Source organism: Martinezella rhizogenes, from assembly GCF_000799715.1.
Lineage (GTDB): Bacteria > Pseudomonadota > Alphaproteobacteria > Rhizobiales > Rhizobiaceae > Rhizobium > Rhizobium rhizogenes_C.
The window spans coordinates 1,176,429-1,191,040 of record NZ_JUHG01000011.1; the positions used below are offsets into that span (position 1 = coordinate 1,176,429).

Consider the following 14,612-nt stretch of genomic DNA (forward strand, 5'->3'; position numbering starts at 1 on the left):
TCACACCATGAACCCGCAATTCCTCCTCTGGCTCGTCGGCGCCATGGCGATCTTCATCGGCGGGGCAACCGCCTCTAGAACCTATATCGCCAACAACAACATCCTGGTCCTAGTATTCGCGCTCATTCTCTATTGCATCGGCAATCTGATGATGATCCGGCTGATGCGTGAGGGTGGGCTGGGGCTGGCGATATCAGCCTCCTCCATCGCCCAGCTCGTGGTCGTCAACATCGTTGCCTTCGTCGTCTTCGGCGAGCGGCTCAGCCTGCCGCAACTGGCTGGCGTCGGGCTTGGCATCGTGGCGATGGCGCTGATGCTGTTTCCCGCGCAAGGGAGGGCGTGAGTATGGAGAAGGAGCAGTTCTTCAAGCACAAGTTCCTGCCGGTGACGGCCATCGTGCTGGCGATCCTCCTATTGTGGTATGTCTTCGCCGTCATCCTTAACGCGCCGTTCCAGCGCGATCTCGACCGCCGTGCCAATGTCACCTCCGGCACGATGGAATTCATCGGCAAGACGCTGGCGCAGCCGAAACCGATCCTGCCGGCGCCGCATCAGGTGGCGCGGAACGTTTTCGAAAACACGTTTCTCAGAGCCCCGACCAGCAATCGCAGCCTCGTCTATAATGCCTGGGTAACACTTGCCCCCACCGCCGTCGGCTTCGCCTTCGGCACCGTGCTCGGTATTCTCTTTGCCGTCGGCATCGTCCATCTCGTGGCGCTTGACCGCAGCCTGATGCCCTGGATCATCGCATCGCAGACAATCCCCATCCTGGCGATCGCGCCGACAATCATCGTCGTCTTCAGCGCGCTCGGCATCGACGGATTGATCCCCAAGGCGCTAATTTCCACCTACCTGTCGTTTTTCCCCGTCACCGTCGGCATGACCAAGGGGCTACGCTCGCCGGAGGTCATGCATCTGGACCTGATGCGCACCTATAATGCCAGTGCGTCGCAGACCTTCTGGAAGCTGCGCGTGCCGGCCTCGATCCCCTTCCTCTTCACGTCGATGAAGGTGGCGATTGCCGCAAGCCTGGTCGGCACCATCGTTGGCGAGCTTCCGACCGGAGCCGTTGCCGGCATTGGCGCCAAGCTGCTTGCAGGCTCCTATTATAGCCAGACGATCGACATCTGGGCCGCACTCGTCGCTGGCTCGGTACTGGCAGCAATCCTCGTGGCCATCGTTGGCATTGCCGCACGCATCGTCAATCACTCGATGGGAGGGCGGCCGGCATGAAACTGATCCAGCTCTCCTGGCAGGGCCTTCTTGCGCTCCTGCTCTGCCTTGCCGCCGCGCTCACGCTACCGCTGTTTGCGGATGGCGCGCCGGAGCCGATCCCGCCGGGCATCGTAGCACTCGTCTTCTTCCTGATCGTCGTTGCTGCAGTCTTTTCCCAGTCCATCCTGCCGGCAGCTATCACCGCGGCCATCCTGTTTCTGGGCGCGCACGAAACCGCCTGGCTGCTACTGTCGCAGATCACCGGCAACGAGGGCAAGGCTCAGCCCTCCTTCTTCCTGCTGATCGCCGCCGGCTGGCTTCTCGCCTGGCGTTGCGTCTCCGTGTTGTCATCGATCCGGCCGCACTCCACCACCAGCAACTATAGCCTGCGGCTGCTGATACCGGCGATTTTCGGTGCCTGGATCCTGATCATCTGGGAGGCGGTAACGCGCGGCGCCGGTGTCTCGCTTGTCCTGCTACCGCCACCGAGCGCCATTGGGGTGAGGATTGCCGGATCGCTTCCAACACTTTGGACCGATATAGAGCAAACCATCTTCAAATCGGTCTTGATCGGCTACATCATTGGCTGCGGTAGCGGCTTCATCGTCGCCATCCTCGCCGACCGCTTCGCCTTCCTGCGTCGTGGCCTGCTGCCGATCGGCAATTTCGTCTCGGCGATGCCGATCATCGGCGTCGCGCCGATCATGGTCATGTGGTTCGGCTTCGACTGGCAATCCAAGGCTGCCGTCGTCGTCATCATGACCTTTTTCCCGATGCTGGTGAACACGGTCGCTGGCCTTGCCGCCGCCGGCAATATCGAGCGTGACCTGATGCGCACCTATGCGTCGAGCTATTGGCAAACGCTGTTCAAACTGCGCCTGCCGGCCGCCGCACCCTTTATTTTCAATGCGCTAAAGATCAACTCGACCTTGGCCATGATCGGTGCCATCGTGGCGGAGTTCTTTGGTACACCCATGTCGGGCATGGGGTTCCGCATCTCGACCGAAAACGGCCGACTGAACCTCGATATGGTCTGGGCGGAAATCGCGGTCGCAGCGATTGCGGGGTCCGTCTTCTACGGCATCGTCGCCATTCTCGAGAGGATGACGACGTTCTGGCATCCGTCTGTCCGAGGTGGAAAGACGTAGACTAAGATCCCAGGCAAGGGATCAGGGCATAACTTCAGAGGGAAAAGGGTGAAGAACATGAAAAGACTGATGCTTACATTGATGGCGAGCGCCATGGCATTGACCATGGCTCAGGCCGCCAACGCCGCCGACAAGGTGACGCTGCAGCTGAAATGGGTGGCGCAGGGCCAGTTCGGCGGCTATTTCGTCGCCAAGGACAAGGGCTTCTACAAGGAAGAAGGCCTCGACGTCGACATCAAGCCGGGCGGCCCGGACATCGCTCCGGAACAGGTGATCGCCGGCGGGGGCGCCGACGTGATCGTCGACTGGATGGGTGGCGCTCTGGTTGCCCGCGAAAAGGGTGTGCCGCTGATCAACATCGCCCAGCCCTTCGAGAAGTCCGGCCTCGAGCTGATCTGCCCGAAGGACGGCCCGGTCAAGACAGAGAAGGATTTCAAGGGCCATACGCTTGGTGTCTGGTTCTTCGGCAACGAATACCCCTTCTTTGCCTGGATGAGCAAACTTGGCCTGAAGACCGATGGCGGCAAGGATGGCGTTACCGTCTTGAAGCAGAGCTTCGACGTCCAGCCGCTGGTCCAGAAGCAGGCCGATTGCATCTCGGTCATGACCTATAATGAATACTGGCAGGCGATCGATGCCGGCTTCAAGGCGGAAGATCTTACCGTCTTCAACTACTCCAAGCTCGGCATCGACCTTCTCGAAGACGGCCTCTATGTCAACGAAGACAAGCTGAAGGACCCGAAGTTCAAGGCCGATATGGTCAAGTTCGTTCGTGCTTCCCTGAAGGGCTGGAAATATGCCGTCGCGCATCCGGATGAAGCCGCCGAAATCGTCATGGACAATGGCGGCCAGGACGAAAATCACCAGAAGCGCATGATGGGCGAAGTCGCCAAGTTGATCGGCAGCGGCAAGCTCGACACGAAGCTCTATGATCGCACTGTCGAGGCCCTTCTCGATCAGAAGATCATCAACAAGAAGCCGACCGGCGCTTACACGCATGAGGTCACCGACGCCGCGCTGAAATAGTCCTGGTGCAACAAATGATCGCAACGCGCGAGTTTCGTTACTCGCGCGTTTTTTTCATTTTGTAACAGCCACCACAAAAAGCTGGCTTTATTCTCGCGCTTGCATGAAAAGCCAGGCATCGATCAAGTATCTGAATGCGGACATCACATTGCCGTGATTGATTCATAGCGTTGCCCGCACTAGAATTATCCGGCGATAGAAATCATTTTCTCGTGATCTTGCGGAATTTGGAAATTGCTCCCATGTATTGGGGCAAATTGAGGATGAGGGACCTTCTGGCATGACAGACGGATGTTGATCCGCCGGACGAAGCCGGCCCGCATGCATAGATCCCCCGTGTTCGCGACGGAAACAGCGAAATCCCGTTACCCAAAATGCCGAACTGGAACCGGACGCATGGCCCTCACGCCGCATAGATTTCTGAGCACGACCGCAATCCTGCTTGCCCTGCTATCAGCGCCCGTGGCCTTTGCGGAAGAGCCCACTGTCGCCGCTCCGAAACAGAATCTGCCGGCCATCGTCGTCACGCAGGCGCAAACGCGAAAGCTGGTCGACAAGGTGGTCGCCACCGGCACTGTGAAAGCCGTGGAAGAGGTCTATATCCAGCCACAGGTTGACGGCCTGTCGGTTCGCTCGCTCAACGCCGATGTCGGCGACAAGGTCGCGGCGGACAGCACGCTCGCCACGCTGAATGACGATGCGCTGATCCTGCAGAAAAGCCAGATGGCGGCGACAAAGGCCAAGGGTCAGGCGACCCTTGCACAGTTGCGTGCTCAGCTCACCGAAGCACATGCCAATGCGGACGAGTCAGAACTGGCGCGAGCCCGCGCCGTCGCCATGGGCGCCAGGGGCACCGTCTCGACTTCGTCCGTCGAGCAGGCAAACGCCACGGCGGCCGCCAACAAAGCGCGCGTGGCCTCGGCCGAACAGGCAATCGCCGTTGCCGAAGCCGACCTCAAGGTCACCGACAGCCAGATCGCCGATACCGATCTGAAACTTGCCCGCACCGGCATCAAGACACCGGTCGCCGGCACCGTCGCATCGCGCAACGCCCGGATCGGCGCCATCGCCAACGGCAGCAACGATCCCCTCTTCACCATCATCCGCGACAGTAAGCTGGAACTGGTGGTCGACGTCTCGGAGAGCGACATCACCAAGATCACTCTGGGGCAGAAGGCTATGATTTCGCTTTCCGGCAGCCGAGAGAAGCTCTCGGGTACCGTCCGCTTGGTTTCGCCGATCGTCGACGCGGTGACCCGCCTGGGCGCGGTTCACATTTCCATTGATGACGGCGACAAGGCCCGCGCTGGTATGTATGGCAGCGCCGAGATCATCATCCGCGAGACGCAAGGTGTCGCCCTGCCGCTCACCGCCGTCAACAGCGATGAAAACGGCTCCTCCGCCCGCAAGGTGGAGAATAACGTCGTCAAATTCATCAATGTCGAGACCGGTATCCAGGACGGCGCCTATGTCGAGATCGTCAAGGGCCTGCAGGCAGGCGAAGAGGTCGTGGCCAAGGCCGGCGCCTATGTCCGCGACGGTGACCACATCACGCCCATGCACGACACGCCGCAAGCGTCCAACTAAGCGAGAACGGCAAGATGAACTTTTCCGCCTGGTCCATCCGAAATCCCGTCGCGCCGCTTTTGGGCTTTTTCCTGCTGATGGTGGTGGGCGCGCACGCCTTCTTCAATCTGCCGATCACCCGCTTCCCGAACATCGACGTACCGGTCGTCAACGTGACCGTGACGCAGAGTGGCGCATCGCCCGCTGAACTTGAGATGCAGGTGACGAAGGAGGTCGAAGACGCCGTCGCCAGCATCAACGGCATCGACGAGATCCAGTCGACCGTCACCGACGGCCAGTCGCAGACCGTCGTCATCTTCCGCCTCGAAGTGCCGACACAGCAGGCCGTTCAGGACACCAAGGACGCGATCGACCGCATTCGCGGCAATCTGCCGTCCACTATCGATGAGCCGATCGTCTCCAAGGTCGATGTCGAGGGTCAGGCCATCCAGAGCTTCGCCGTCTCCTCGCCGAACATGACGCTCGAGGAAATGTCCTGGTTCGTTGACGACGTCGTCAAGCGCGCCCTGCAGGGCCAGGCCGGCATCGGCCGCGTCGATCGCTACGGCGGCGCTGATCGCGAAGTGCGCATCGAGCTCGATCCGAACAAGCTGAATGCCTATGGCATCACCGCGCTTTCAGTCAGCCAACAACTGCGCGGCACCAATATCGATCTCGGTTCGGGCCGCGGCCAGGTGGCGGGCAGCGAGCAGGCAATCCGCGTCCTTGGCGATGCCCGCGAGGTCGCCCAGCTTGCTGACACCACGATTGCATTGACCAACGGCCGCTTCGTCAAGCTCTCCGATCTCGGCGTCATCAAGGACACCTATCAGGAGCCGAAGTCCTTCTCGCGCTTCAACAGCACGCCTGTCGTCACCTTCGGCGTATTCCGCGCCAAGGGCGCCAGCGAAGTCACGGTCGCCAAGACCGTGGGCGACACGCTGGACAAGGTGCGCGCCGAAAACCCGAATGTCTCTATCGAGCTGATCGACGACTCCGTCTACTACACCTACGGCAACTATGAAGCGGCGATGCACACGCTGCTCGAAGGCGCGTTGCTGGCCATTATCGTCGTCTTCCTGTTCCTGAAGAACTGGCGAGCGACACTGATCTCGGCCGTTGCCCTGCCACTCTCGGCGATCCCGACCTTCTGGATCATGAACCAGATCGGCTTTTCGCTGAACCTTGTCAGCTTCCTGGCGCTGACGCTCGCGACCGGTATCCTCGTCGACGACGCCATCGTTGAGATCGAGAACATCGCCCGCCATATCAAGATGGGCAAGACGCCCTATCGCGCCGCGATCGAAGCCGCCGACGAAATCGGCCTTGCCGTCATCGCCACCACCTTCACCATCATCGCCGTTTTCGTTCCGGTCTCCTTCATGCCGGGCATTCCCGGCCAGTATTTCATCCAGTTCGGTCTGACAGTCGCTTTCTCGGTGTTCTTCTCGCTATTGGTCGCGCGACTGATCACCCCGATGATGGCCGCCTATCTGATGCGCGCCGAGGATGCGGTTGACGATCATCACGATAATGACGGCCGCTTCATGCGCGGCTACAGCTGGCTGGTTCGGCTGACGACGAGGAAATGGTATACGCGTTACCCGACCTTGCTCGCGGCCTTCGCATTCTCCATTGCCTCCGTCTTCGCACTGATCATGTTCGTGCCCGGCAGCTTCATCCCCCCGGAAGATGCCTCCCGCATCGTGCTCTCGGCCGAATTACCGCCGAATGCCCGGCTGGATGACACCGAACACGCAACCAACGAAATTTATAGACGCGTCAAGGACATCAATGGCGTTGACAGCGTCTTCGTTCTTGGCGGCGCCTCGCCCAAGGGCGATCTGGAGCTGCGCCGCGCCACAGTCACACTGACGCTCGGAAAGCTCGACCAGTCGCTCGTCAAGAAGCTGGTCAATGATGTGCTCGGCTCGTTGCCCGTCATCGGCCCCTACCTGCCGAAAGTGACCGTCCATGGCCGCGAACGCCCGCAATGGGACATAGAAAAGGAAGTCTTCGCCAAGCTGCGCTCGATCCCCGACGTCCGCATCACCAAACTCAACGACCGTGGCGACCGCGACCTGACCTACAACTTCCTCTCCCGCAATGAGAAGGACCTGAACCAGGCCGTCGGCATTCTCGAAGCCAAGCTGCGCAGCGATCCGGCGCTTGCCAATGTCAGCGCCGATGGCGCGCTGCCCCGGCCCGAGCTGCAAATCTATCCGCGCAAGGACGAGGCCGCCCGCCTCGGCATCACGCCGCAGATGATTTCCGATACGGTACGCGTCGCGACCATCGGCGATATCGACGCCTCGCTTGCCAAAATCTCGCTCGATGATCGACAGATCCCGATCCGGGTGCAGGCGTCGCTCGGCATGCGCCGCGACCTTGCCGCGATCCGGGCGTTGCGCATCAAGACGGCCACCGGCGCCACGGTGCCGATGTCGAGCGTGGCCGATGTCGACTATTCGGAAGGCCTGTCTTCGATCAAGCGCAACAACCGTTTCCGCGTCGTCGCGATCGGCGCGGACCTGCCGCAGGGCGTGGCGCTGGATACGGCCTCGAGCCATTTCCTCGAGATCGTCAACAATGCAAAGATCCCGGCCAGCGTTCATCTGGCGGAAAGCGGCGACACCAAGATCCAGAAGGAGATGCAGACAAGCTTCGGCAATGCCATGCTGCTCGGGCTGTTGCTGGTGCTGACCGTGCTGATCCTGCTGTTCAAGGATGTGATCCAGCCCTTTACCATTCTGCTGTCGCTGCCTCTGGCGATCGGCGGCGTGGCGCTGGCGCTGATCATGACCGGCAACGCGCTCTCCATGCCCGTCATGATCGGCATCCTGATGCTGATGGGCATCGTCACCAAGAACGCCATCCTGCTGGTCGATTTCGCCATCGAAATGATGCATCACGGCATGCCGAGGCTGGAGGCGGTGGTCGAGGCCGGCCGCAAGCGCGCCCGGCCGATCATCATGACCTCGATCGCCATGTCCGCCGGCATGCTGCCATCCGCGCTCGGCGTCGGTGAAGGCGGTTCGTTCCGCGCGCCGATGGCAATCGCTGTGATCGGCGGCATCATCGTCTCCACCGTGCTCAGTCTGGTGGTCGTGCCATCCTTCTTCCTGATCATGGACGACCTGTCGCGCCTGCTGGCCTGGCTCTTCGGCCGCCTCGTCGGCAAGAGGGATACGGATGACGAGGTATTGACCAAGGAAAGTCTGGCCGCCGCCGTCAACGAAAACCGCCAGTCACTGACCGCACTGGAAGAACGCCTCGACGCCGTGGAACACAAAGGCGCGCAGCAGCATGGCAGCGCGCCGGCCAGAACGAATATCCTGAAGCTGCCGCCATTTGCCGCCGAATAACGGCGGCCGACGGTGAAAGTAACGAACGGCGGGGCGGCTTAAAGGCCGCCCTGTTCCTTCAGGAAATCGACGATCGTTCCGATACCTTCGCCACGCTTCATGTCGGAGAAGACGAAAGGACGGGTCTGGCGCATCCGGGTCGCGTCGCGGTCCATGACATCGAGATCGACATCGACGAAGGGTGCCAGATCCTTCTTGTTGATGACGAGAAGGTCGGACTTGGTGATGCCCGGACCGCCCTTGCGCGGAATTTCCTCACCCTGGCAGACCGAGATCACATAGATGGTGATATCGGCAAGATCCGGCGAAAACGTCGCCGCCAGATTGTCGCCGCCGGATTCGATGAAGACGACATCGAGATCGGGAAGCCGCTCGTTGAGCCCGGCAATGGCCTGCAGATTGATCGTCGCATCCTCGCGGATGGCGGTGTGCGGGCAGCCGCCGGTTTCGACGCCGACGATGCGATCCGAGGTCAACGCCTGCATTCGCACCAGCGCTTCGGCATCCTCGGTCGTGTAGATGTCGTTGGTGACGACGGCGACGGAATAATCGTCCCGCATCGCCTTGCACAGCTTCTCCGTCAGCGCCGTCTTGCCCGAACCGACAGGCCCGCCGATCCCGACGCGCAAAGGTCCATGTCTCGATTTCATGCTCAAAACTCCAATGAAAAATCAGGATAGCGAAGCGCGGTCCTGCCGCACAGCGGCGAATGACGTAGGAATGGCTCCGAATATAACATTTCCTCGCGCCGTTTCTTCATGAGCGAAAGAGGCGCGTGCCCTGCGTTTCATGACGAAGGCTCGCTATATCAGCCTGAACCGTCGCGGCGCCGAGATCATCGAGGCTCGAGCGCGCGGCGCGTTTCGCGACGTCCGCGATCACACCCTCCAGCGCCGCCAGCATCGCCACGCCATCCTTCTGCCCACTCACCCCGAGGCGAATGCCGGCAGACATCATCTGCGACGCCAGGGCATGCAGGAAGGCCGCCAGCGCCTCCTCCCTGGCTATCCCATGCGCGCGGGCGACGGCACCGATCGCGACAGGATAGGCCGTCTTTGCGGGCAATATCGAAAAGACCGGATGCGGCCACGCCTCGGCAGCAATAAGGAAGGCTTCGCCGAGCAGCATGGTTTCCTGATGTCGCTCCCTCGAACCGGCCAGCGCCTCGGCAAGCCCGGCAACGTCTGCCAGCCGCGCCGCATCCTCGCCGGCGCCATGCGCCTCGGCAAGCAGGACGGTATCGTTCCAGGCGGAGCCATGGCGGATCAGCGCCGTGATCCAATCCTTGAGGCTTGCCGCGTCCCGCACCAGACCGTCATGCACGGCGCGCTCCAGGCCGCCTGAATAGGCAAAGGAGCCGATGGGAAAAGCCGGAGACAGCCATGCCATCAGCCGCAAGAGCGCCTGCAGATCGCGATTGCCTGTCGCTGGAGTCTCGGTCATCGACGGTCAGTCGTGCGAGTGGTCATGATGATCGTGGTCATGATGATCATGACCGTGCTCGTGACCATGTGAATGACCACCATGCGCGTGATAGGCGCCGCGCGCCGGCTGGAACGGCTCGCTCACTTCCGTCACGGTCGCGCCGAGACCTTCGAGCATCGAGCGGATGACATGATCGCGCAGGATGAGGATGCGCTCCTCCTCGATCTGCGCCGGGAGATGCCGGTTGCCAAGATGCCAGGCAAGCTCGATCAGATGCAGGCGGTTGCGCGGCTTGATCTCGAACAGCTTTTCCGCGGCGGCGACGATCTCAATCAGTTCGCCGTCCTCGCGCACCAGCAGGTCGCCATTGGAGAACAAAACCGGCTCCTTGAGATCCAGCATGACCATCTCGCCGTTTTCGAGATGCAGCAGCTTGCGGCGCAGATGCCGGAGATCATGTGGCAGCTCGACACGATCGATCGGATTGGAGGAAGGGGTGCCGGCCGGCAGATAGGAGGTGACGCGTAGCATGACAGATCCAATTCAAAGCTTTGTCAGACCATGCAAAATAGTCGCTTTCCGCGCAAGGACCAATGCCGGTTTCGCAGACCTATATCCTGTTGCCGTATCGATATTGCTCGACATGATCCAACGCCGCCTCCCGCTCCTCGTCGGTCGGACAGCGATGCCAGGCTTGGTTCATCCATTCGCTCTCATGGACGACGCGATTGCGACCGAGCGCCTTGGCGAGATAAAGCGCCTTGTCGGCGGCGGCATAGGCGGCTTCTTTCCTGCGCGAACCCCATATATCGGCGATCCCCGCTGAAATGGTGATCTTCACCGCACCGCCTTCGACGGCAATGGCGTGGTCAGCGATCAGCGCCTTCACCTCTTCGATGCGGGCGATGCGCTCAGCCATGTCGCGGCCATGAACGATGGCGCCGAACTCCTCGCCGCCGAGACGAGCGACCACATCCCTGCCCTCGAAAATGCTGGAAAAGATCCGCGACACGGCGACGATGACGGCATCACCCGAGGCGTGCCCGTGACGGTCATTGATCGTCTTGAACCGGTCGACATCGAAGATTACCAGCGAGGCGCTATCCTGGACCGCGTCCAGCGCCTCGGTAAAGGCACGACGGTTCAACAGGCCAGACAGCATGTCCGTGCGGCTCAGCCGTTCGAATTCGGCATTGGAGAGGGCAAGCTTGTGAATAGCATGGCCGGCGAGCAAGGCCAGCGCGGCGGAAACAATGCCGCCGATCAACGATGCAAGGAGAATGCAGAGGCGGATGGCTTCCAGCATCGGCAGTGGCAACAGACCAAGCCACTGCACGACTGGCAGCATGGCGAGAATGATGGCAACGGACAGAACGATGGCGGCACAACTCATCTTCAGCGCGAAAAAGTATATCGTACGGCGGCGCTGAAAATCACCCAGCTCGGCCTGCAGCGAAATCCATTGTTTCATGCGATTCACCTTCCTCAGCCCACCGTGCCCATGAGGTGAGATAGGGGCGAAGGCTCTTCGATGTCTTTAATGCAATGATTAAAATGCGTGGCATTTCCCAACTTGTGAACGATTAGAAATAGCCGCCGAGGCCATGGTTGGTACCAGGAGAAATACCGGCTCAAGTGCCTGCTGACGCAAGCCTCTGATAATGCTGCATTAGTTCTACGAACTTATGAAAAACCCCTGAAATCCTAGGGATGCGGCGTTCGGGAACCGATAAAACGTAGCAGCAACGGCACAAGACTGGGGATAAAAAAGGGGCGGCGGCCTGTGAGCGGGTTCGCCGATTAGACGCTTCTTAATTGTAAAGAGCCAGCGACAGCTTCAGCGCCTCCGGAAGAGGATTCCACAGACCGGTTTTGATCCCGGCTGTTCGCAAGGCCGCTGCCGTCCAGGTGTTGCAGCCGAAGAGCAAATTGAAATAACCCTTAGCCTCGAAGAAGCGATCTGTGACACCATAGGCTGCATCGGCGATGGGCGCGACCGCGCCGTTCTGCTCCTTAAAGCTTGCCGCGATGAAGCCTAGTAATGACGTGAATTCACCGGAGCTGACGTCAAATGCCTGAACGGCGGGGTACTGCTCGGGAATATACGCCGCCACGTCGACATGCAGTACCGAGCTGTCCAGCGTCAGCGCCCGCAGCACCGGCATCGGCTTCAAGTCGGCCCAGGTGGGGGTCTCCAGATAAAAGGCGCGGCCGCCCCAGCCGAAGATCAGCCACTCCGCATCGGGTGACGCCAAGGGAATGCCGGCTTGTCCAAGAAGGGAAAACGCCGCCCGGGTCTCGTCGTTGAGCGGCACCGCGATGTCGGTATGGATCGGATTGGAAAGCACCAGAATACGTCGTGGGGCAGCAACGTCGTCAGCCGCCTTGGCAGGCGCGAACAACGGCCTGGGAATAAAGGTTCCGCCCATCACGGCCAGCACAGCCAGCAGTAACAGGCGAAACAACCAGCGGATGGCTCCCCCCATCAGCCGCTCAGAACAGGAAGTAACGCTGCGCCATCGGCAGCACTGTCGCCGGTTCGCAAGTCAGAAGCTCGCCATCCGCGCGCACTTCGTAGGTTTCCGGATCAACCTCGATATGCGGCGTCAGGCTGTTATGGATCATCGACGCCTTGGAGATGCCGCCACGGGTATTCTTCACGGCAAGGAGCTTCTTGGCGACGCCGAGCCTGCCGGCGAGACCGGCGTCGAGCGAGGCCTGCGACACGAAGGTGACCGAGGAATTCGTCAGGCTCTTGCCGAAGGCTGCGAACATCGGACGATAATGCATCGGCTGCGGCGTCGGGATCGAGGCGTTCGGATCGCCCATCGGCGCGGCCGCGATCGAACCACCGAGCAGAACCATCTCCGGCTTGACGCCGAAAAAGGCCGGGTTCCATATCACCAGGTCGGCGCGCTTGCCGACTTCGATAGACCCGACCTCATGGCTGAGGCCCTGAGCGATCGCCGGATTGATCGTGTATTTGGCAATGTAGCGCTTGACGCGGAAATTGTCGTTGTCGCCGGTTTCCTGGGCCAGACGGCCGCGCTGGCGCTTCATCTTGTCGGCGGTCTGCCAGGTGCGGATCGCCACTTCGCCGACGCGGCCCATCGCCTGACTGTCGGAGGAGATGATCGAGAAGGCGCCAATATCGTGGAGAATATCTTCCGCCGCGATCGTCTCCTTGCGGATACGGCTTTCGGCGAAGGCGATGTCTTCGGGGATCGACGGCGACAGGTGATGGCAGACCATCAGCATGTCCAAATGCTCGGCAATGGTGTTAACCGTATAGGGGCGCGTCGGGTTGGTCGAAGACGGGATGACGTTCGACTGGCCGCAGATCTTGATGATGTCGGGCGCATGGCCGCCACCGGCACCTTCGGTGTGAAAAGCGTGGATGGTGCGGCCCTTGATGGCGCCGATCGTATCCTCGACAAAGCCGCTTTCATTCAATGTATCCGTGTGGATCATCACCTGCACATCATACTCGTCAGCGACGCTCAGGCAGCAGTCGATCGCGGCCGGCGTCGTGCCCCAATCTTCGTGGAGCTTCAGCGAGCAGGCGCCGGCAAGTACCATTTCCTCAAGCGCGGCCGGCAGCGAGGCATTCCCCTTGCCGGCAAGCGCGAGGTTCATGGGAAAGGCATCGAAGCTTTCGATCATTCGTTCGATATGCCATGCGCCGGTGCAGGTGGTCGCAAGCGTGCCATGCGCAGGCCCGGAGCCGCCGCCGAGCATCGTCGTCACGCCGCTCATCAGCGCCTCTTCGATCTGTTGCGGGCAGATGAAGTGGATATGCGCATCCATGCCCCCCGCGGTCAGGATCTTGCCTTCGCCAGCAATGATTTCCGTCGAAGGCCCGATGATGATCGTGATCCCTGGCTGAGTGTCCGGATTGCCGGCCTTGCCGATCGCGGCGATGCGGCCGTTCTTCAAACCGACATCCGCTTTGACGATCCCCCAGGTATCGACGATCAGCGCATTGGTGATGACGGTATCGACAGCACCGTTCGCCCGCGTCACCTGGCTCTGCCCCATGCCGTCGCGAATGACCTTGCCGCCGCCGAACTTCACCTCTTCGCCATAGGTGGTGAAATCCTTCTCCACCTCGATGAAGAGCTCGGTATCGGCAAGCCGCACCTTGTCGCCGGTGGTCGGCCCAAACATGTTGGCATAGGCGGCGCGGGAGATTTTGTAGGACATGAATCAGGCTCCTTGGGAGGAAAGAATGGGTGTTGTGCTGGCCAAGCGCCGGACGCGGCCAAGGGAAACATAAAGGTCGACCAATCGCTTCTCCGCCGCGAAGGGGTGGCCGTCCCAGCCGGTATGGCTGAAGCCGGTAATGGCGATGTCGTCGTCGGGGTGGAGTAAAAGCAGCGCGCCGATTACAACCAGCCCGCTGCTCGGCACGATGTAAGAACCCGGTTCATGCGCCGAAAGCGCCTCATCGACGCGCTCATGAACGGACTGGTCGATCACCACATGGCGCTTGCCGGTTGCGCGGCAGAAGGCGGTGAACTGATCGGTATAATCGTCGCAGAAATCGTTGAGTTCCGGATGCGATTGCGCAAGCTCCGCACGCAGGGCCGCGAACTTGCGGGGATCACGCACGCTCCAGATCTCCGATGCGGCGGCGACAGGCGGGCTCTTGCGCCACTCGGCGGAGCCAAGCATGGCGCGCGCCGGCCTGCCGGTATTGCAGACAGCCACGACATCGGTGCGGCTGCCGCCTGCCCCGAAAGAGCGGCAATCGTTGAAACGCACGACCATGTCGGCGGCGTCGATCTCTGTCGCCGCCCCCTCAGCTATTTCGCCGTTGCCGACGACCATGATCCTGCGTTTCGCGCTCACTGTGCGCCCTCCCCGG

Annotated in this window: 13 protein-coding genes; 6 read left to right on the forward strand and 7 right to left on the reverse strand. The window is 60.9% G+C overall.

Going from position 1 to position 14,612, the window contains the following annotated elements; genetic code table 11:
* The first annotated feature begins 7 nt into the window (after nt 1-7).
* The 6 genes from EX00_RS09610 to EX00_RS09635 all read left to right on the forward strand — a co-directional run bounded on the left by EX00_RS09610 (nt 8) and on the right by EX00_RS09635 (nt 8,320).
* Nucleotides 8-343 carry a membrane protein gene (locus EX00_RS09610; RefSeq protein ID WP_047456647.1) on the forward strand — a complete coding sequence of 112 codons (336 nt, stop codon included), beginning with the start codon at nt 8-10 and terminating at the stop codon, nt 341-343.
* Between the two features lie 2 nt (nt 344-345).
* On the forward strand, nt 346-1,233 hold the full coding sequence (locus EX00_RS09615; protein WP_047456648.1) for an ABC transporter permease: 888 nt from the start codon (nt 346-348) through the stop codon (nt 1,231-1,233).
* A complete protein-coding gene (locus EX00_RS09620; RefSeq protein WP_047456649.1) occupies nt 1,230-2,363 on the forward strand; it encodes an ABC transporter permease in 1,134 nt (377 codons plus the stop codon). The genes EX00_RS09615 and EX00_RS09620 overlap by 4 nt, the downstream gene beginning before the upstream one ends.
* Before the next feature lie 57 nt (nt 2,364-2,420).
* The gene (locus EX00_RS09625; RefSeq protein WP_047456650.1) at nt 2,421-3,389 is read left to right on the forward strand and encodes an ABC transporter substrate-binding protein; all 969 of its coding nucleotides are present in this window, start codon (nt 2,421-2,423) and stop codon (nt 3,387-3,389) included.
* Between the two features lie 396 nt (nt 3,390-3,785).
* Complete coding sequence (locus tag EX00_RS09630; RefSeq protein WP_047456651.1) at nt 3,786-4,976, forward strand: efflux RND transporter periplasmic adaptor subunit; 1,191 nt, start codon at nt 3,786-3,788, stop codon at nt 4,974-4,976.
* 14 nt (nt 4,977-4,990) lie between these two features.
* Complete coding sequence (locus tag EX00_RS09635; protein WP_047456652.1) at nt 4,991-8,320, forward strand: efflux RND transporter permease subunit; 3,330 nt, start codon at nt 4,991-4,993, stop codon at nt 8,318-8,320.
* 38 nt (nt 8,321-8,358) lie between these two features.
* On the opposite strand, the gene ureG is transcribed toward EX00_RS09635, so the two are convergent.
* The 7 genes from ureG to EX00_RS09670 all read right to left on the reverse strand — a co-directional run bounded on the left by ureG (nt 8,359) and on the right by EX00_RS09670 (nt 14,575).
* Complete coding sequence (ureG, locus tag EX00_RS09640; protein WP_047456653.1) at nt 8,359-8,970, reverse strand: urease accessory protein UreG; 612 nt, start codon at nt 8,968-8,970, stop codon at nt 8,359-8,361.
* A 106-nt stretch (nt 8,971-9,076) separates the two neighbouring features.
* On the reverse strand, nt 9,077-9,763 hold the full coding sequence (locus EX00_RS09645) for an urease accessory protein UreF (protein WP_047456654.1): 687 nt from the start codon (nt 9,761-9,763) through the stop codon (nt 9,077-9,079).
* A 6-nt stretch (nt 9,764-9,769) separates the two neighbouring features.
* Entirely contained in the window at nt 9,770-10,276 is a 507-nt protein-coding gene (gene ureE, locus EX00_RS09650) for an urease accessory protein UreE (protein ID WP_047456655.1), read from the reverse strand.
* A 79-nt stretch (nt 10,277-10,355) separates the two neighbouring features.
* A complete protein-coding gene (locus EX00_RS09655; protein WP_047456656.1) occupies nt 10,356-11,216 on the reverse strand; it encodes a GGDEF domain-containing protein in 861 nt (286 codons plus the stop codon).
* A 340-nt stretch (nt 11,217-11,556) separates the two neighbouring features.
* Nucleotides 11,557-12,231: a TIGR02117 family protein gene (locus tag EX00_RS09660; RefSeq protein WP_047456657.1), complete on the reverse strand. Its 675-nt coding sequence runs from the start codon at nt 12,229-12,231 to the stop codon at nt 11,557-11,559.
* A gap of 7 nt (nt 12,232-12,238) precedes the next feature.
* Entirely contained in the window at nt 12,239-13,948 is a 1,710-nt protein-coding gene (ureC, locus tag EX00_RS09665; protein ID WP_047456658.1) for an urease subunit alpha, read from the reverse strand.
* A gap of 3 nt (nt 13,949-13,951) precedes the next feature.
* The gene (locus tag EX00_RS09670; protein WP_047456659.1) at nt 13,952-14,575 is read right to left on the reverse strand and encodes a glycosyltransferase family 29 protein; all 624 of its coding nucleotides are present in this window, start codon (nt 14,573-14,575) and stop codon (nt 13,952-13,954) included.
* Nucleotides 14,576-14,612 lie beyond the last annotated feature (37 nt).

Excerpts from the sequence above, each read along its gene's own strand:
- EX00_RS09610 (WP_047456647.1), top strand. The coding sequence starts at position 8 with ATGAACCCGCAATTCCTCCTCTGGCTCGTCGGCGCCATGGCGATCTTC.
- EX00_RS09615 (WP_047456648.1), top strand. The coding sequence starts at position 346 with ATGGAGAAGGAGCAGTTCTTCAAGCACAAGTTCCTGCCGGTGACGGCC.
- EX00_RS09620 (WP_047456649.1), top strand. The coding sequence starts at position 1,230 with ATGAAACTGATCCAGCTCTCCTGGCAGGGCCTTCTTGCGCTCCTGCTC.
- EX00_RS09625 (WP_047456650.1), top strand. The coding sequence starts at position 2,421 with ATGAAAAGACTGATGCTTACATTGATGGCGAGCGCCATGGCATTGACC.
- EX00_RS09630 (WP_047456651.1), top strand. The coding sequence starts at position 3,786 with ATGGCCCTCACGCCGCATAGATTTCTGAGCACGACCGCAATCCTGCTT.
- EX00_RS09635 (WP_047456652.1), top strand. The coding sequence starts at position 4,991 with ATGAACTTTTCCGCCTGGTCCATCCGAAATCCCGTCGCGCCGCTTTTG.
- ureG (WP_047456653.1), bottom strand. The coding sequence starts at position 8,970 with ATGAAATCGAGACATGGACCTTTGCGCGTCGGGATCGGCGGGCCTGTC.
- EX00_RS09645 (WP_047456654.1), bottom strand. The coding sequence starts at position 9,763 with ATGACCGAGACTCCAGCGACAGGCAATCGCGATCTGCAGGCGCTCTTG.
- ureE (WP_047456655.1), bottom strand. The coding sequence starts at position 10,276 with ATGCTACGCGTCACCTCCTATCTGCCGGCCGGCACCCCTTCCTCCAAT.
- EX00_RS09655 (WP_047456656.1), bottom strand. The coding sequence starts at position 11,216 with ATGAAACAATGGATTTCGCTGCAGGCCGAGCTGGGTGATTTTCAGCGC.
- EX00_RS09660 (WP_047456657.1), bottom strand. The coding sequence starts at position 12,231 with ATGGGGGGAGCCATCCGCTGGTTGTTTCGCCTGTTACTGCTGGCTGTG.
- ureC (WP_047456658.1), bottom strand. The coding sequence starts at position 13,948 with ATGTCCTACAAAATCTCCCGCGCCGCCTATGCCAACATGTTTGGGCCG.
- EX00_RS09670 (WP_047456659.1), bottom strand. The coding sequence starts at position 14,575 with ATGGTCGTCGGCAACGGCGAAATAGCTGAGGGGGCGGCGACAGAGATC.